Here is an 18025-nt window from a genome sequence, read left to right on the forward strand (position 1 = left end):
CTCTTTACAGCGAAATTTGATTGACATATGAATTCATGAAAAGTAATGTAATGGCGCATTGCTTCTCCGGCCCGCGCCGCGGCTGCCGGTTCATCGAATCTGTTTTTTCAAAGTTCGAACATGAAAATTGCGATTCTTGGTGGTGGCCACGGTGCTTACGCCGCTGCTGCGGACCTGTCCGAAGCCGGTCATGAGGTGCGCTTGTGGCGTCGCGATGCGGCCGCGCTCGAACCGGTCGTGCAGGCCGGTGCAATCACGCTGAAAGATGCCGATGGCACGCGGGAGGTGCCGCTTGCGCTCGCCACCGCCGACATTGCCGCGGCACTGAAGGGCGCCGAACTCATCGTCGTTCCCACGCCCGCCATCGCCCAGCACGACATCGCGCTGGCAATGGCGCCGCACCTGGTCGACGGCCAGGTCGTCTTCCTGCCCCCGGGCACCTTCGGCAGCTACGTGATGGCGCGGACAGTAAAGCAGGCGGGCAACCACGCCGACGTGGCCTGGGCCGAGACCGGCACCTTGCCCTACCTCGCACGCAAGCACGGTGAGCGCGAAGTCAACGTCACGATCCGCGCCATCCGCCTGCCGACGGGTGTCTACCCGGCCCGCAAGGAGGCGGAGGCGATAGAGGTGATCCGCAAAGCCTACCCCGCCGTGCATGCCTGCGGCGACGCGCTCTCCGGCGCACTCATGAATGCAGGCCCAGTCATCCATCCGCCGCTGATGGTGATGAACGCAGCGCCGCTGCAGCACTTCGAGCGCTGGGACATCCACAACGAAGGCACCCAGCGCGCGGTGCGCGACGTGACCGACCGGCTCGACCGCGAGCGCATGGCGGTGCGCGAGGCCTTCGGACAGGGCGCGCCGCACTATCCGCTGGCCGACCACTACAACAACGACCAGTGGATGTATGGCGACGCCCACAAGCAGCTCGTCAAGTCGGGCGACTGGCGCGAGAACATCGACCTGCACACGCACCGCTACATCACTGAAGACACCGAGCTCGGGCTCGCCTTTCTGGCTTCGGCCGCACGCCATGCCGGTGTGGATGCGCCCATTGCGCATGGTTTGCTCGCCATCGTCGGCGGCTTTCTCGGGCGCGACCTGCGCCACGGCCCGCGCACTTTCGAAAGCCTGGGCCTCGCCGGCTTGAGCGCAGCGCAACTCAAGCAGAGGCTGCACGATGGCGACTGAGCCGCGGCCCCGCTTTGCCGCCGTCGGCGCCGGCCGCATGGGGCGCGGCATCGCGATTGCCTTCGCCTATGCGGGCCACAGGATCTCGCTCGTCGATCTGCGCCAGCGCAGCGACGACGCCTGGCAACACTTGCAGGGCGAAGCCAAGGCGGAAATCGAAGCAAGCCTTGCAGGCTTGGCGCAGCTCGGCGTGATCGATGCACGGCAGATCCGGCCCATCGCCGACCGGGTGAGCTTCGTGAACGCCGCCGCTGCGCCACAAGCGTTGGCCGCCGCCGAGCTGGTGTTCGAAGGCGTGCCCGAAACCATGGAAGCCAAGCGCGAGGCCTTCGAGCAGCTCAACCGCCATTGCCGCGATGACGCCATATTGACCTCGACCACCAGCAGCATCCTCGTGACGCAACTCGCGGCGCTGGTGCGCCTGCCCGGGCGCTTTCTCAACATGCACTGGCTCAACCCGGCCTACGTGATTCCGGTGGTGGAACTCAGCTGCCACCCGGGCACCGATGCCTGCGTGCTCGCGCGCACCAAGTCGCTGATGGAAGCCATCGGCAAGCTGCCCGTGGTCTGCGGCGCATCGCCGGGCTATATCGTGCCGCGGCTCCAGGCGCTGGTCATGAACGAGGCCGCGCGGATGATCGAGGAGGGCGCCGCCACCGCCGAGGAAATCGACAAGGCCACGCGCTACGGCCTCGGCCTGCGCTTCGCCGCACTCGGCGTGGTCGAGTTCATCGACTTCGGCGGCTGCGACATCCTGCACCACGCGAGCCGCGAAATGTCGGCCTCGATCGACAAGGGGCGCTATACCGCGCCGGCGATCGTCGATCGCATGGTCGAGGAAGGGCGGCTCGGTCTCAAGAGCGGCAGCGGCTTCTACGACTACGAAGGCCGCGATATCGCCGCCTACCGACGCGACGTGCTGTCGCGCACGCTGGGTGAGCTCAAGCACGCCGGGCTGTGGCGCGCACCCGCCGACGTGACGCGCTCATGACCATCCGCCGCGCCTTTGCCGACCTGTCGGTGGGGCAGGTGCACTACGCAGCGTGCGGCGATGCGCATGCACCGCCCGTGCTGCTGCTGCATCAGTCGCCGCGCAGCTGGGCCGAGTACCGCGAGGTGCTTCCGCTGATCGGTGCACGGTACCGCGCCATTGCAATGGACACGGCGGGCTTCGGCGATTCCTCGGACGGCGGCGTGCCGGCGAGCATCGCGCAGTGGGCGCGCGTGGCCTGCGAGTTGCTCGACGCGCTGGGCGTCCGGCGGGCCGATGTCGTGGGCCATCACACGGGCGGCGTGGTGGCGATCGAACTGGCGGCGGCGTTTCCTGATCGTGTGCGCAGCCTGGTGCTGTCGTCTACGCCGTATACCGACGAGGCTTTTCGCCGTGCACGCGCGCAGCGGCCGCCCATCGACGAAGTCACGCCGAGTGAGGACGGAAGCCACCTTGCCGCACTCTGGCAAAAGCGCCAGGGCTTCTACCCGGCGGGACGACCCGATCTGCTCGAGGCCTTCGTGCTCGATGCGTTGAAGGTCGGGCCTCGTGTGGAGGAGGGCCATCGCGCTGTCGCGTCCTATCGCATGGAAGAGCGCATCGGCCGCGTGACGCAACCCACGCTCATCATCCGCGCAACCGACGATCCGTTTGCCGCACCGCATGCTACGGAACTGCGACACCATCTGCCGGGTGCGCGCATCGTCGACATCGAAGGCGGCATGGTGCCTTTGCCGGACCAGATGCCCGAAGCCTTCGCGCAGGCGGTGCTCGGCTTTCTCTCGACGTTGCCATGAAAGCCATCCGCATCCACGGCTTCGACGCGGTGCCTCTGCTGGAAGAAGTACCCGACCCGGTGCAACGACCCGGCCGCACCATCGTTCGCATGCAGGCCGCCACTGTCGGCCACATCGACCGCACGGTGTGGCGCGGCAGTTTCCTGCGGCATCCGCCGCTGCCTTACACGCCGGGCGTCGAAGCCGCGGGCATCGTCGTTGCCAGCGAATGCTACGGCGTCGGACAGCGCGTGTGGCTGCGCGGCAGCGGCCTGGGCACGCTGTTCGACGGCACCTGGTGCGAGCTGATCGATGCGCCCGACGAAGCGCTCGGCGTCTTGCCCGACGCATTGCCCATGACCCTCGGCGCCGCGTTCTTCTCGCCCACCACGTCGGCATGGGTGGCGCTGCATGAAGTCGCCAGGCTGCAGGCCGGCGAACAAGTTCTGGTGACAGGCGCGAGCGGTGCCGTGGGCTCGCTCGCCGTGCAGCTGGCGCGCGAAGCCGGCTGTACCGTGATGGCGGTCGATCCGGATGGCGAACCTCCGCCACCCGCGAGTGCAGACCTGCTGATCGATACGGTAGGCGGAAGCGTCCTCTCTGCGGCGTTGCCCGCCGTTCGCCCCGGCGGTCGTGCCGTGCTCGTCGGCTATACGGCGGGCCCGACGCTGCAGCTCGACATTGCGCACTTTCTGCAGCGCGACGTCGCGCTGTTGCCGCTCAACATGTTCAGGCGCGAGGCCGCCGGTCGTGCCGCGGCGCCCGGGTTGCTTGCGCGATTGGCCGATGGCCGCCTGCACCTCGACGTGCGGAGCTTTGCGCTGGCCGATGCCGCCACGGCACTCGAATGGATCGCGCAGCGCGGCCATCGCGGCCGCGCGGTGCTGGTGCCCTGACGGGGCCGCTTCAGTCTTCTTCCGGCTCCTCCACCGGCATATGCACGTGCAGATCGATCATCTGCCGCAGTGTCTGCTTCAGTTCTTCGGCGCGCCGCAGGCCGAAGGGTTCGAGCACGCGCCGCTCGTGGTCGCGTGCGAGTTCCATCAGGTGCTCCACCGCCTTCAGCCCCTTGCGCGTGATGCGCACCAGCGTGATGCGGCGATCACTCTCATGGGGCAGCCGCTCGACCTGTCCGCGTGCTTCCATGCGGTCGAGCAGGCGCGTTACCGTGGGCTGCTTGGTCACCGTCACCTGCGCGAGCTGGCCGATGCTGATCGGCTCGCTGCCTGCGAGCGACGCCATCACGCGCCACTCCGACACGGAGAAACCTTGCTGCCGCGCTACCTCGTGGAACTCCGAGGAAATCAGCTGGCTGGCCTGCGCCAGCAATGCCGGCAGGTAGTCGTCGACGAAGCGATGCGTTTCGGGAGATGGATCAGCCATGAAGGCACCTCATCGCCAAGCGCCTCATACCGGCCGCGGGCACGCTGCTTGCATGTCTAGGGTAATTCATGATTGTGGATACATTCATTTGTCAACATTATAGAAAGCGTGATGTGGCAGCTGAAGCGCATCCTCCCACGAGAAAGAAGAAGGGCCCACATGGCTGAGCGTTCATTCGTCGAAGAAGTCAAGAAGTTGCGGCTTTCCGGTGGAGAAGTGTTCCGCGGTGAGGGCATTCTGGCTGTCACCAAGGCCTTGCTCGAATCGGGAGTTTCCTATGTGGCCGGCTACCAGGGCGCCCCCATCTCGCACCTGATGGACGTGCTGGCCGATGCGCAAGACATCCTTGCCGAGCAGGGCATCCGATTCGAGAACAGCGCCAGCGAAGCCACTGCCGCAGCCACGCTGGCCGCCTCCGTCAACTATCCGCTGCGCGGCGCGGTCACCTTCAAGGCGACCGTGGGCACCAACGTGGCGTCCGACGCGCTGGCCAACCTGGCATCGGGCGGCGTGACCGGCGGCGCGCTCATCATCGTGGGCGAAGACTACGGTGAAGGCTCGTCGATCATGCAGGAGCGCAGCCACGCGTTCGCGATGAAGTCGCAGATCTGGCTGCTCGACCCGCGGCCCAACCTGCCCAGCATCGTCGACGCGGTGAAAACAGGTTTCGATCTCTCCGAGGCCAGCAACACGCCGGTGATGCTGCAGCTGCGCATCCGCGCTTGCCACGTGCACGGCCACTTCATTGCCGGCGACAACAAGCGTGCCAAGTTCACGCTGCAGGAGGCGCTCGAAAACCCGCAGCGCGACGTCAGCCGCATCGTGCTGCCGCCCGCGAGCTTCGTGCACGAGCAGGAGAAGGTGAAGGACCGCTGGCCCGCCGCCGTGCGCTTCATCGAGGAGCGCAAGCTCAACGAGTTTTTCTCCGAAGGCGCCGACGACATCGGCATCATCGTGCAAGGTGGCAGCTACAACACGCTGCTGCGCGCGCTGGAGCGCCTGGGCCTGGCCGACGTCTACGGCAACACGCAGGTGCCGCTCTACGTGATGAACGTGGCCTACCCGGTCATCGAGAGCGAGGTGATCCGCTTCTGCGAAGGCAAGCGCGCGGTGCTGATCGTGGAGGAAGGCCAGCCCAACTTCGTCGAGCAGAACCTCGCGACCATCCTGCGCCAGGCGGGCTCCACCACCGCACTGCACGGCAAGGACATGCTGCCGGTGGCGGGCGAATACACGGCGTCCGAACTGCTGAAGGGGGCACGCGCCTTCTGCGAGCGCTACGAACGGCTGACACCGCTGCCGGTGCCCACGCCCGTGCGCAAGGTGATTCCGCTGAAGGAAGTCGCCGCCATTGGCGTCGACGCCGCGCCGGAGCCGGTGCAGCCGTCCACGTCGCTCGGCGAAGTGGTGCATGCGCGTCCCCCGGGCTTTTGCACCGGCTGCCCCGAGCGCCCGATCTTCAGCGCGATGAAGCTGGTCGAGCGCGAACTCGGCGCGCACCACGTGAGCGCCGACATCGGCTGCCACCTGTTCTCGATCCTGCCGCCCTTCAACATCGGCAACACCACCATGGGCTACGGCCTCGGCGGCGCGGGCGCCTCGGCGCTCAATGCACCCGCCGGCAAGCGCGCGATCTCGATGATGGGCGACGGCGGCTTCTGGCACAACGGCCTGACCAGCGGCGTGGCGAACTCGGTCTTCAACAAGAGCGACAACCTCACCATCGTCGTCGACAACAACTACACCTCGGCCACCGGCGGGCAGGACATCCTCTCGTCGAACGCCGTCAACAAGACGCGCAGCACTGGCCACGAGATAGAGCGCGCCGTGCGCGGCGTGGGCGTGGAGTGGGTCAAGACGCTGCGCCGCACCTACGACGTCGCCGGCATGCGCGATGCGCTGAAAGAAGCACTCACCACCACGAAGAAGGGTCCGAAAGTCCTGATCGCCCAGTCGGAGTGCATGCTCAACAAGCAGCGCCGCGAGAAGCCGCTGGTGCGCAAGGCGATTGCCGATGGCAAGCGCATGGTGCGCGAGAAGTTCGGCGTCGATTCGGACACCTGCACCGGCGACCATTCATGCATCCGCCTGTCGGGCTGTCCGTCGCTCTCCATCAAGCCCAACCCCGATCCGCTGCGCACCGACCCGGTCGCGACCGTGCTCGACAGCTGCGTGGGCTGCGGCGTGTGCGGCGAGGTGTCGCATGCCGCCGTGCTGTGCCCCTCGTTCTACAAGGCGCAGATCGTGAGCAACCCCAGCCGCTGGGACATGTTGCGCGAGCGCGTGCGCGGCGCCGTTATCGGCTGGATGCAGCGCGGCGAAGCGCGCCGGCGCGAAGCCTATGCGTTCTGAAGAAGCAATGACGAACACCGCGCAACCGATCAAGATCGCGATCCTCGCCATGGGCGGGGAGGGTGGGGGCGTGCTGGCCGACTGGATCGTCGACATGGGCGAGGCCAACGGCTACGTCGCCCAGACCACCTCGGTGCCGGGCGTGGCCCAGCGCACGGGCGCCACCATCTACTACGTCGAGCTGTATCCAGTCGCGCAAGCCGAATCGGACGGCGGCCGGCCCGTGCTGGCATTGATGCCTCTGCCGGGCGATGTCGACGTGGTGCTCGCATCGGAACTCATGGAGGCCGGCCGCGCCGTGCAGCGCGGGCTCGTCACCAACGACCGCACCACGCTCATTGCGTCCACGCACCGCGTGTTCTCCATCGCAGAGAAAAGCGCCCTGGGTGACGGCCGTGTCGACAGCGCGCAGTTGCTCGCACACACCGGCAGGGCCGCCAAGCGCTTCATCCGCTTCGACATGGCGCAGGCGGCAGAGGCCTCGGGCAGCGTGATCAGCGCCGTGCTCTTCGGCGCGCTGGCGGGCTCGGGCGTGCTGCCGTTCAGCCGCGCGCAGTTCGAGGCGACCATTGAGCGCGGCGGCGTGGGCGTGAAGCCCAGCCTGAAGGCCTTCGGCGCGGCATTCACGCGCGCTCAGGGCGGCGACGATGGCGAGATTCCACCGGAAGCCGCCATGGCCACGCCCGCGCCGCAACCTCGCCACCCGGCCGTGCGCGCCCTGGTCGAACGCGCGCAGCGCGACTTCCCGCCTGCCGCGCAAGACTTCCTGCTCGAAGGCGTGCGCCGCCTCATCGACTACCAGGACCCGGCCTATGCCGGGCTCTACCTCGACCGCATGGCCGCCATCGCGGCCCTCCCGGGCGACGATGCCCATCGCCTGCTGCGCGAAACTGCGCGGCATCTTGCGCTCTGGATGTCCTATGAAGATACGGCCCGCGTCGCCGCCCTCAAGACCCGCGCCACCCGCTTCGAGCGCGTGCGCGGCGAGGCCCGCGTGCAGCCCGGCCAGGTGCTCGCCATCAACGAATACATGCACCCGCGCCTGCAGGAAATCTGCGAGACGCTGCCGGGCGGCATCGGCCGCTGGCTCATGGGCTCCACGCTGCCCAAGAAGATCGTCGAGCGTTTCACGCAGCACGGCCGCGTGATCCAGACCAGCTCGCTGCGCGGCTACCTGATGCTGCGCACCGTGGCCGCCATGAAGCGCTGGCGCCGCTCGACGATGCGCTACGCCGAGGAAAACCGCCGCATCGAGGAATGGCTGCAGCGCATCGCCGCCACCGCGCAGCGCAACCCCGAACTGGCCGTCGAACTCGCGCAGTGCCAGCGCCTCGTCAAAGGCTACAGCGATACCCATGAGCGCGGCATCCGCAACTACGACACCGTGATGCGCGCAGTCGAGCGCGCCGGCGCGGGGCTTGCGCCCGCCACCTTGCGCGAACTGCGTGACGCGGCGCTCGCCGACGAACACGGCCACAAGCTGCAGGCTGCACTGGCGCAGCACGCACTGGCCTGAAGAGACAACGGAAGCACGATGACCGCACCTACCGCCACGCTCCAGCTTCGCGTCGCCGAAGCGCGCCAACTCAATCCGCTGATCCGCATGCTGCGCCTGCGTGCGGAAGATGGCCGCCCGTTGCCCGGTTTTGCGGCCGGAGCCCACATCCGCGTGCAGGTGTCGCTGCCGGGCGGCAAGACCGACTGGCGCCACTACTCGCTGATCAACTTTGCGACCGCGCGCAACGCCACCAACGCACCGACCGAATACGTGATCGCCGTACGCAAGGAAGCCGAAGGCCGTGGCGGCTCCCGTTTCATGCACGAGCAATTGCACGAGGGCGACACGCTCTCCATCGAGGCGCCGAAAAACGACTTTCCGCTGCACACCGGCCCCGGCGGCTCGGTGCTGGTGGCTGGCGGCATCGGCGTGACGCCGCTTGCCACCATGGCCGCGCGCCGCCGCGCCGAAGAGGCCCCCGTGCGCATGCACTACGCCGGCCGCAGCCGCGACCTGATGGCCTTCCTCCCGGAGCTGCAGGCGCTGCTCGGCGACGACCTGCGCGTGCACGCCGACGCCGAGGTCGGCGCGCCGTTCGACATCGATGCGCTGCTCGATAACGTCCTCGCCGGTGACCGCCTCTACGTCTGCGGCCCCAAGGTCATGCTCGACGCCGTGCTCGTCCGCACCCAGGCACGCGGTTGGGAACACGACCGCGTGCACTTCGAACTCTTCACCGAGCCGGTCGCGGAAGAAGGCGACCAGCCGTTCGAGGTGGAGCTTGCGCAATCGGGCCGGCGCTTCACCGTCGCGGCCGACCAGAGCATCCTCGACTGCCTGATCGACAACGGTTGCGATCCGATGTTCGACTGCAAGCGCGGCGAGTGCGGCGTGTGCGCCGTGCCCGTGATCGAAGGCGAGATCGACCACCGCGACTACGTGCTCACCGCCCGCGAGAAGGCCGAGGGCAACGTCATGCAGATCTGCATCTCGCGCGCCAAGGGTGCGCGCTTGGTGCTCGACCTCTGAAGGAGCCACGAGACCATGACCTCGTACCGAGACAACCCCGATGCCGTTCGCGCGCTGGTGCAGAACGACCGCGTGCACCGCGATCTGTACACCAGCCAGGAGCTGTTCGAGCTGGAGCAGGAACACTTCTTCGCCAACACCTGGAACTACGTCGGCCACGAAAGCCAACTGCCGAAGCCGGGCGACTGGATCAGCAACGAGATCGCGGGTCGGCCGCTGATCGTCGTGCGCCACACCGACGGCAGCGTGCGCGCCATGATGAACCGCTGCGCCCACAAGGGTTCTCGCCTGGTGAGCGCGTCTTGCGGCAACACAGGCAAGTTCTTCCGCTGCCCGTACCACGCGTGGACCTTCAAGACCGACGGCTCGCTGCTGGCGATTCCGCTGAAGACCGGCTACGAGAACACCGCGCTGCACGAGTGCGAGTCGGCCAAGGGCCTGACGACGCTCAAGCACGTGCGCAGCCACCGCGGCTTCATCTTCGTGAAGATCAACGACGCCGGCCCCGGCTTCGACGAATACTTCGGCGACTCGCTGAGCTCCATCGACAACATGGCCGACCGCTCGCCCGAGGGCGAACTAGAAATTGCAGGCGGGTGCCTGCGCTTCATGCACCAGTGCAACTGGAAGATGTTCGTCGAGAACCTCAACGACACCATGCACCCGATGGTGGCGCACGAGTCTTCGGCCGGTACCGCCAAGCGCATGTGGGCGGACAAGCCGGCCGACGAGCCCAAGCCCATGGCCGTCGAGCAGTTCGTGCCCTTCATGTCCGACTACAAGTTCTTCGAGGACATGGGCATTCGCACCTATGACCACGGCCACAGCTTCACGGGCGTGCACTTCAGCATCCACAGCAAGTACAAGGCAATTCCCGAGTACGACGACGCGATGAAGGCGCGCTACGGCGAAGAAAAAACCGCGCAGATCCTGGGCATGGCGCGGCACAACACCGTGTACTACCCGAACCTCACGATCAAGGGCGCGATCCAGGCGATTCGCGTGGTGAAGCCGATCTCTGCCGACAAGACGCTGATCGAGAGCTGGACCTTCCGCCTGAAGGGCGCGCCGCCCGAGCTGCTGCAGCGCACCACCATGTACAACCGGCTCATCAACTCGCCGTTCTCGGTGGTCGGGCACGACGACCTGCAGGCCTATCGCGGCATGCAGGCCGGGCTTCACGCGAGCGGCAACGAGTGGGTGAGCCTGCACCGCGACTACCACGAGTCGGAGCTGAAGGGTGGCGAGATCACCACCGGCGGTACCAACGAGCTGCCGATGCGCAACCAGTACCGCAGCTGGGTCGAACGCATGACGGAGACCATGTGATGGCCGGCACCGATGTCACCCGCCAGGACCTGATCGACTTCGTCGTGAACGAAGCGCGTCTGCTCGACACGCGTCGCTACGAGGAGTGGAATGCGCTCTTCACCGACGACGCCTTCTACTGGGTGCCGCTCGTGCCCGACCAGGAAGACGGCCTCAACCACACCTCGCACCTCTACGAAGACAAGCTGCTGCGAGACCTGCGCATCGAGCGCCTGAAGAGCCCACGCGCGTTTTCGCAGCAGCCGCCGAGCCGCTGTCACCACCTGCTGCAGGCGCCGGTGGTCGAGCAGTTCGATTCCGAAGCCAACCGCTTCGTGGTGCGCACCGAGTTCCACTACACCGAATCGCAGGGCGACGAGCTGCAGTTCTACGTTGGCACCTTCTTTCACCACCTCACGGTGCAAAACGGCGCGCTGCGCATGACGCTCAAGCGCGTGAACCTGCTCAACTGCGACGCGGCGCTGCCTGCCGTGCAGCTCTTCATCTAGGGACGTGATGCCACACGCCACCGTTCATCAAGTCTTTGCGGCAACTGCCAAGCGCACGCCGCAGGCCGAGTTTTTGTTCACCGAGTCGGTGACCGCGGCGGCCTACGGCATTCCGGCCGGCGCCATCCGCTGGGGCGAGGCGGCCGCCGAAGTCGAGCGCCTGCAAGCGGCTTATGCGCAGGCCGGCTACGGGCATGGACATCGCGTCGGCCTGCTGCTGGAGAACCGGCCAGCCTTTCTCTTCCACTGGTTCGCGCTCAACGCGTTGGGCGTCAGCGTGGTGCCGATCAATGCCGAGATGCGCTCGGCCGAACTGGTCTACCTGATCGGCCACAGCGAAATCGGCCTCGCCGTGACGCTGCCCGAACGCGCCAACGATCTGCACGCAGCTGCAGCGCAAGCCGGCGTGGCTTTCGAGACGATGGAGCCTGACGACGCGGTGCCCAGAGCGAAGACCGCTGCGCCGCGCACCCACGAGCCCATCGGCGCCGACACCGAATGCGGCCTGCTCTACACCTCGGGCACCACCGGGCGACCCAAAGGCTGCATCTTGAGCAACGCCTACTTCCAGCGCGCCGGCGAGTGGTATGCCGCGCTCGACGGCGTGTGCGGCATCCGCCCCGACGCCGAACGCGTCATCACGCCGCTGCCGCTGAACCACATGAACGCGATGGCGTTCTCCACCATGGTCGTGCTGGTGGCGGGTGGCTGCCTGGTGCAACTCGACCGCTTCCATCCGAAGACCTGGCTTGCCAGCGCGCGCGAAAGCGGCGCGACCATCGTGCATTACCTCGGCGTGATGCCCGCGATGCTGCTGTCCGCTCCCGCGTTGGCGGCCGACCGTGACCATGCGATCCGCTGGGGCTTCGGCGCCGGCGTGGACCGCAAGAACCACGCGCCGTTCGAGGAGCGCTTCGGTTTCCCGCTGGTCGAGGCCTGGGCCATGACCGAGACCGGCGCGGCCGCCTGCATCATGGCCAACCGGGAGCCGCGTCTCGTGGGCACGAGCTGCTTCGGCCGGCAGGAAGACTTCGTGCAGATCCGCCTCGTTGGCGAAGACGGCAGTGACGTCGGCACCGATGCGCCGGGCGAGTTGCTCGTGCGCTCGGCAGGCGACGACCCGAAGCGCTACTTCTTCTCCGGCTACCTGAAGGACGAAGAGGCCACGCGCGAAGCCTGGGCCGACGGCTGGTTTCACACCGGCGACCTCGTGCGCCGCGATGTCGAAGGCAACTTCTTCTTCGTCGACCGAAAGAAGAACGTGATTCGCCGCAGCGGGGAGAACATTTCCGCCGTCGAGGTCGAGAGCGTGCTCAACCAGCACCCGGCCGTGAAGACCTCGGCCGTGGCTGCCACGCCCGATGCGGTGCGCGGCGACGAAGTGCTGGCCTGCATCGTGATGCGAGAGGACGCCGATGCCACGCAGCGGGAGCAGATCGCGGCGAGCATCGTGCAGCACGCGCTCGCCCAGCTGGCCTACTACAAGGCGCCGGGCTACGTCGCCTTCGTCGACGCACTGCCGCTCACGCCTTCGCAGAAGATCCAGCGCGGACAGCTGCGTGAGTTGGCGCAGTCGCTGCCGGGGCAGGGCCATTGCGTCGACACCCGTTCGATGAAAAAGAGGCAAGCATGACAAAGCGACGACTCTCCTACGAAGGCGTCGCGGTGGCTGTGCCCATCACCGTGCCCTACGTGCGCTATTCCACACGCACCGCGCACTGGTTCATCGGGCAGGCCATCGAGGCGCTGGTCGAAACCAGCGGCGTCGCCAAGGAACAGATCGACGGCCTGTGCCTCAGCAGCTTCTCGCTCGCGCCCGACACGGCCGTGGGCGTTACGCAGCACCTGGGCCTCTCCCCGCGCTGGCTCGACCATGTGCCCACCGGCGGCGCCTCGGGCGTGATGTGCCTGCGCCGCGCCGCGCGCGCCGTGCAGGCGGGCGATGCCGACATCGTGGCCTGCGTGGGGGCCGACACCAACCACGTCGACTCCTTCCGCCAGACGCTCGGCAGCTTCAGCAACTTTGCGCGCGATGCGAGCTACCCCTACGGCTCGGGCGGACCGAACTCGATCTTCGCGTTCATCACCGCGAACTACATGCGCACCTACGGCGCGAAGCGAGAAGACTTCGGCCGCATCTGCGTGAACCAGCGCACCAACGCGCTGGGCAATCCGAATGCGATGTTCAAGAAGGGCCTGACGCTGGACGAATACATGGCCGCGCGGCCCATCTCCGACCCGATCCACCTGTTCGACTGCGTGATGCCCTGCGCCGGCGCCGACGCCTTCCTTGTGATGAGCGAGGAGCGTGCACGCGACCTGGGCCTGCCGCACGCCGTGATCCGCGGCGCCATCGAGCGCCACAACGCCTACGCCGAAGACCCGGTGATGGTGCAGGGCGGCTGGCGCATGGATCGCGACGACCTCTACGCACAGGCCGGCGTGCAGCCCGCCGCGCTCGACTTCGTGCAGACCTACGACGACTACCCCGTCATCGTGATGATGCAATTCGAAGACCTGGGCTTTTGCGAGAAGGGCGAAGGCCCGGCCTTCGTGCAGTCGCACACCATGACCTTCGACGGCAGCTTTCCTAACAACACCAGCGGCGGCCAGCTCTCGGCCGGGCAGGCCGGTGCGGCAGGCGGCTTCCTCGGCATGGTCGAGGCGATCCGCCAGCTGACCGACCAGGCCGGCAAGCGCTCTGTGCCCGATGCGCAACTCGGCCTCGTCGCCGGCTTCGGCATGGTGACCTACGACCGCTGCCTGTGCACAGGCGCGGTGATCCTGGGGAGACCCGCATGACGATGCCGATGATGCGCCCCCCGCGCAAGAACCCGGTGCTGCGCACCCGGCAGATGAACCTGCCGCCGGGCGCGCGCGGCCGAGTGGCACTCGGCCTCACCGCGGCCGCCGCCGAAGGCCGCTTCGAGCTTCAGACCTGCGAGGACTGCGGCACGGTGCAGTACCCGCCGCGCGAGGTCTGCCACAAGTGCCTGTCGGCCGCACTGCGTTGGCGCCAGCAAAGCGGTGAGGGCGAACTGCTCGGCAGCACCACGCTGCATCACAGCAACGACCTGTTCTTCCGCGAGCGGCTGCCTTGGCGGCTGGGCCTGGTGCACCTGGATGCCGGCCCGACGCTCATGGTCCACCTGCATGGCGAGGTCGGCGATGCGCCTCAGCGCGGGCAACCCGGAGGGGACGCGCTACCGCGCGTCCGTGTCGGCGCCCGGCTCGACCGCGCAGGCCAGGCCGTTCTCATTGGTTTTCCGAATGAAGGGAGTGCCCACATGGCCGACGACAAGATGCTGCGTGAAATGACCAGCGACCCGAAGTTCCGCAAGGCGCTGGTGACCGACGGCAAGACCGAGACCGGCCAGGCCATCGTGCGTGCGCTGGTGAAGGCCGGCGCCGACATCGTCTGGGTCGGCCATGCCGAGCCGTGGAAGAAGATGGGCGACGGGCTCGACGACATCTCGGCGCTGCCGCAGGTCACGCTCGTGCCGCTGGACCTCACCAACGGCCGGCAGGTGACCGAGCTTGCGGGCTCCATCGGCGGCAAGGTCGACATCGTGATCAACAACGCCGAGGTGCACCGCACCTTCGGCATCGGCGCGCGCCGCGGCACCGACGTGGCCAAGGCCGAGATGGACATCAACTACTTCGGCCTGCTTCGTCTCGCGCAGGAGTTCGGGCCCGCGCTGAAAGGCCGCTCGGCCGACGGCGCGACGGGCGCGACGGCGTGGGTCAACCTGCTGTCGATCTACGCGCTCAGCAACTTCCCGCCGCACGGCACCTTCAGCGCCTCGAAGGCGGCGGCGCATTCGCTTGCGCAGTGCCTGCGCGCCGAGATGCGGCCGGCCGGCATTCGCGTGATCAACGTGTTCCCCGGCCCCATCGACGACGAATGGAACCAGCACACGCCGCCGCCCAAGCTGGCGCCCACCGCGCTGGCCAACGCCATCGTGAAGGCGCTGCGCGACGGCGTCGAAGACGTGTATCCCGGCGACGTGGCACAGGAGTGGCTGGAGCGCTGGCGCGACAACCCCAAGGTGCTCGAACGCGAGCTGGCCGCAGGCGGCTGAGAACAGGAGCCACACGATGACGACAACGACCGAACTGATGTCCGCCGCCGAGATCCTCGGCGGCCTCGTGACCGCCATGGCGAGCGGCCGCATCCGCGTGATCGACCTCACGCAGACGCTCACGCCCGAGTTCCCGCAGATCGCGCTGCCGCCCGAGATGGGCCAGTGCTGGCCCTTCCGCATCGAGGAAGTGTCGAAGTACGACGAGCGCGGCCCGGCCTGGTACTGGAACAACTTTTCCTGTGGCGAGCACACCGGCACGCATTTCGATGCACCGATCCACTGGATCTCGGGCCGCGACCTGCCGAACAACTCGGTCGACACGATTCCGGTGCAGAACTTCGTGGCGCCGGCCTGCGTGATCGACTGCTCGGCCGATGTGCAATCGAACGACGACTATCTGCTGAGCGTGGCCGACATCGAGCGCTACGAAGCCGCGCACGGCCGCATCCCGAAGGGCGCATGGGTGTTGATGCGCACCGACTGGTCCAAGCGCAGCGACCCCGAGGCGTACCAGAACTTCGACGAGACCGGCCAGCACACGCCCGGCCCGAGCACCGAGGCCGTGCGTTTCCTGGTGGAGCAGCGCGACGTGCTGGGCTTCGGCTCGGAGGCCATCGGCACCGATGCAGGGCAGGGCTATCACCTGCGGCCGCCGTACCCGTGCCACTACTACATGCACGGCGCGGGGCGCTATGGGCTGCAGTGCCTGAGCAACCTCGACCTGCTGCCGCCATCGGGCGCGGTGCTGATCTGCCCACCGCTGAAGATCGAGAAGGGCAGCGGCAGCCCGCTGCGCGTGTTGGCATTGGTGGGAGCGGCGGCATGACCAAGACTCCCAGGGTCGCGGCCGTCACCGGCGGCAGCGCCGGCATCGGCAGAGCGATCTGCGAAGACCTGCTCGCGCAGGGCTACGAGGTGGTATCGCTCGCACGCCGCAAGGCCGGCATCGACCACCCGAAGCTGCACAGCCTCGAGGTCGACCTGAGCGACCGCGCGGCCACGGGCGAGGCGGTGCGCGAGCTGGTCGAACGATTCGCACCGACCACCATCGTCCACAACGCGGGCGTGATCCGCGCCGCCTTGCTGCCGGAGGTGAAGCTCGACGATCTCGATGCGCTGGTCGACCTGCACCTGGGTTGCGCCATCCAACTGGTGCAGGGCGCATTGCCCGCCATGCGCGCACAGCGCTTCGGCCGCGTGGTGCTGCTGTCGTCGCGCGCCGCGCTGGGCCTCGCCACCCGCACCAGCTATTCCGCCACCAAGGCCGGCATGCTGGGCATGGCACGCACCTGGGCGCTCGAACTCGCCGCGGACGGCATCACGGTCAACGTGGTCGCGCCCGGTCCGATTCGCACCGACATGTTCTACGACGTGGTCGAAGCCGGCAGCGAGAAGGAACGCGCGCTCGCGGCCTCCGTGCCCGTCAAGCGTCTCGGCGAATCGGCCGACGTGGCACGCGCCGTGCGTTTCTTCGCCGACCCGCAGAGCAGCTTCATCACCGGGCAGGTTCTCTATGTCTGCGGCGGCACCAGTGTCGGCAGCCTCGCTCTCTAGTTACCCAGCGTTCTTCTCGTTCATCCATTACTTCTGGAGCATCGCCATGAAAGTCCTGACCCGATTCCGTGCGTTCGCGGGCATTGCCGCGGCCTTCGGCACCTTGAGCGCAGCGGGCGCGTGGGCGGCCGATCTCAAGGTGGGTTTCATCACGTCGCTGTCGGGGCCCGTGTCGTCGCTCGGCATTCCCTATGAAAAAGGCATGAAGGCCGCCATCGCCTACAAGGCCGACATTGGCGGCCGCAAGATCCAGCTGGTGCAGCTCGACGATGCGTCCGACCCCTCCACGGCCGCGCGCAACGCCCGCAAGATGATCGACGAGGACAAGGTCGACGTCATCATCGGCACGGCGGGCTCGCCCGGCGCGCTGGCCATTGCCGGCGTGGCGCGCGAAACGAAGACGCCGCTGATCTCCATCGCCAACGCCAACCTGCCGGGCGAAGAAGGCGCATGGATGGTCACGTTGCCGCAGCCGGCGCCGCTGATGGTGAGCGCCGTGGTCGAGCGCATGAAGAAGTCGGGCGTGAAGACGGTCGGCTACATCGGCTTCTCCGACGCCTGGGGCGACCTGGTCTACGGTGCGCTGCAAAAGAGCGCGGAGCCGGCGGGCATCAAGATCGTGTCGAACGAGCGCTACGCGCGCGCCGATTCGTCGGTGACGGGCCAGGTGCTGAAAATCGTGGCACTGCGCCCCGACGCAGTAATTACCGGCACCTCGGGCACGCCCGGTGCGCTGCCCTACCTGGCACTCGCGGAGCGCGGCTACAAGGGCCAGATCTATGGCATGCACGCGCTCATCAACCCCGACTTCGTGCGCGTGGGCGGTGCCTCGGTCGAAGGGCTGCTCGCCCCCACCGGCCCGGTGATCGTGGCCGAACAATTGCCCAACGAGAACCCGATCCGCAAGGTGTCGATGGAATTCCGCGCGGCCTACCAGAAGGCCAACGGCGCCCCGCCGACCGACGCCTTCTCGGCCTACACCTTCGACGCCTGGCTGCTGTACCTCGACGCGGCGCAGCGGGCGCTGGCCACCAAGGCAGAGCCCGGCACGCCTCAGTTTCGCGAAGCGCTGCGCGACGCCATCGTGAGCACCAAGGAGCTGGTGGGCACGCACTCGGTCTACAACTTCAAGCCGAACGACCGTTATGGCTCCGATGAGCGTTCACGTGTTGTCGTGAAGCTTGAGAAGGGTCAGTGGAAGCTGGTGCCCTGAGATGAAGCGCCGCTCGTCAGTTCGTCGCATTGTGGAGCGTTCGGGGCGCGCTCCCGCCGACGGGGTACCTTGCTCCGCGAATGTCCCCCGGCCTGCGGCCTCCTCCTTTATTTCGCTGCGCAAGGCACCCCAT

16 protein-coding genes are annotated in these 18025 nt (G+C 67.4%); 15 read left to right on the plus strand and 1 reads right to left on the minus strand.

What is annotated here, in order from left to right; translation table 11 throughout:
- Positions 1–120: 120 nt before the first annotated feature.
- The 4 genes from ABIC94_RS17165 to ABIC94_RS17180 are packed head-to-tail and all read left to right on the plus strand — an operon-like array spanning position 121 to position 3857.
- Entirely contained in the window at positions 121–1194 is a 1074-nt protein-coding gene (locus ABIC94_RS17165; RefSeq protein WP_354374198.1) for an NAD/NADP octopine/nopaline dehydrogenase family protein, read from the plus strand.
- Positions 1184–2185, plus strand: coding sequence for a 3-hydroxybutyryl-CoA dehydrogenase (locus tag ABIC94_RS17170; protein WP_354374199.1), 1002 nt, complete (start codon positions 1184–1186; stop codon positions 2183–2185). The genes ABIC94_RS17165 and ABIC94_RS17170 overlap by 11 nt, the downstream gene beginning before the upstream one ends.
- Positions 2182–2982, plus strand: a complete 801-nt coding sequence (locus ABIC94_RS17175; protein ID WP_354374200.1) for an alpha/beta fold hydrolase — start codon at positions 2182–2184, stop codon at positions 2980–2982. The genes ABIC94_RS17170 and ABIC94_RS17175 overlap by 4 nt, the downstream gene beginning before the upstream one ends.
- Positions 2979–3857, plus strand: a complete 879-nt coding sequence (locus tag ABIC94_RS17180; RefSeq protein WP_354374201.1) for a quinone oxidoreductase family protein — start codon at positions 2979–2981, stop codon at positions 3855–3857. Before ABIC94_RS17175 ends, ABIC94_RS17180 begins: the two co-directional genes overlap by 4 nt.
- A 10-nt stretch (positions 3858–3867) precedes the next feature.
- On the opposite strand, the gene ABIC94_RS17185 is transcribed toward ABIC94_RS17180, so the two are convergent.
- A complete protein-coding gene (locus ABIC94_RS17185; protein ID WP_354374202.1) occupies positions 3868–4344 on the minus strand; it encodes a MarR family winged helix-turn-helix transcriptional regulator in 477 nt (158 codons plus the stop codon).
- Positions 4345–4503: 159 nt separating this feature from the next.
- Here ABIC94_RS17185 and ABIC94_RS17190 point away from each other — a divergent pair, with 159 nt between their 5' ends.
- From ABIC94_RS17190 to ABIC94_RS17240, 11 genes are read left to right on the plus strand one after another with little or no spacing between them, the layout of a single operon-like run.
- Positions 4504–6696, plus strand: coding sequence for an indolepyruvate ferredoxin oxidoreductase subunit alpha (locus tag ABIC94_RS17190; RefSeq protein ID WP_354374203.1), 2193 nt, complete (start codon positions 4504–4506; stop codon positions 6694–6696).
- Positions 6697–6703: 7 nt separating this feature from the next.
- The gene (locus tag ABIC94_RS17195) at positions 6704–8212 is read left to right on the plus strand and encodes an indolepyruvate oxidoreductase subunit beta family protein (protein ID WP_354374204.1); all 1509 of its coding nucleotides are present in this window, start codon (positions 6704–6706) and stop codon (positions 8210–8212) included.
- A gap of 18 nt (positions 8213–8230) precedes the next feature.
- Positions 8231–9223 carry a PDR/VanB family oxidoreductase gene (locus ABIC94_RS17200; RefSeq protein ID WP_354374205.1) on the plus strand — a complete coding sequence of 331 codons (993 nt, stop codon included), beginning with the start codon at positions 8231–8233 and terminating at the stop codon, positions 9221–9223.
- A gap of 15 nt (positions 9224–9238) precedes the next feature.
- A complete protein-coding gene (locus ABIC94_RS17205) occupies positions 9239–10552 on the plus strand; it encodes an aromatic ring-hydroxylating dioxygenase subunit alpha (RefSeq protein WP_354374206.1) in 1314 nt (437 codons plus the stop codon).
- A complete protein-coding gene (locus ABIC94_RS17210; RefSeq protein WP_354374207.1) occupies positions 10552–11040 on the plus strand; it encodes an aromatic-ring-hydroxylating dioxygenase subunit beta in 489 nt (162 codons plus the stop codon). Before ABIC94_RS17205 ends, ABIC94_RS17210 begins: the two co-directional genes overlap by 1 nt.
- Before the next feature lie 7 nt (positions 11041–11047).
- Positions 11048–12673, plus strand: a complete 1626-nt coding sequence (locus ABIC94_RS17215; RefSeq protein ID WP_354374208.1) for an AMP-binding protein — start codon at positions 11048–11050, stop codon at positions 12671–12673.
- Positions 12670–13842 (plus strand): thiolase family protein, encoded by a 1173-nt coding sequence (locus tag ABIC94_RS17220; RefSeq protein ID WP_354374209.1) that lies wholly within the window; start codon positions 12670–12672, stop codon positions 13840–13842. The genes ABIC94_RS17215 and ABIC94_RS17220 overlap by 4 nt, the downstream gene beginning before the upstream one ends.
- Positions 13839–15122 carry an SDR family NAD(P)-dependent oxidoreductase gene (locus ABIC94_RS17225; protein WP_354374210.1) on the plus strand — a complete coding sequence of 428 codons (1284 nt, stop codon included), beginning with the start codon at positions 13839–13841 and terminating at the stop codon, positions 15120–15122. The genes ABIC94_RS17220 and ABIC94_RS17225 overlap by 4 nt, the downstream gene beginning before the upstream one ends.
- A gap of 16 nt (positions 15123–15138) precedes the next feature.
- Positions 15139–15951 carry a cyclase family protein gene (locus ABIC94_RS17230; RefSeq protein WP_354374211.1) on the plus strand — a complete coding sequence of 271 codons (813 nt, stop codon included), beginning with the start codon at positions 15139–15141 and terminating at the stop codon, positions 15949–15951.
- Complete coding sequence (locus ABIC94_RS17235; protein ID WP_354374212.1) at positions 15948–16679, plus strand: SDR family oxidoreductase; 732 nt, start codon at positions 15948–15950, stop codon at positions 16677–16679. Before ABIC94_RS17230 ends, ABIC94_RS17235 begins: the two co-directional genes overlap by 4 nt.
- Before the next feature lie 46 nt (positions 16680–16725).
- Positions 16726–17892 (plus strand): ABC transporter substrate-binding protein, encoded by a 1167-nt coding sequence (locus tag ABIC94_RS17240; RefSeq protein WP_354374213.1) that lies wholly within the window; start codon positions 16726–16728, stop codon positions 17890–17892.
- Positions 17893–18025 lie beyond the last annotated feature (133 nt).

The sequence above is a fragment of the Variovorax paradoxus genome (assembly GCF_040544635.1).
Lineage (GTDB): Bacteria > Pseudomonadota > Gammaproteobacteria > Burkholderiales > Burkholderiaceae_C > Variovorax > Variovorax paradoxus_R.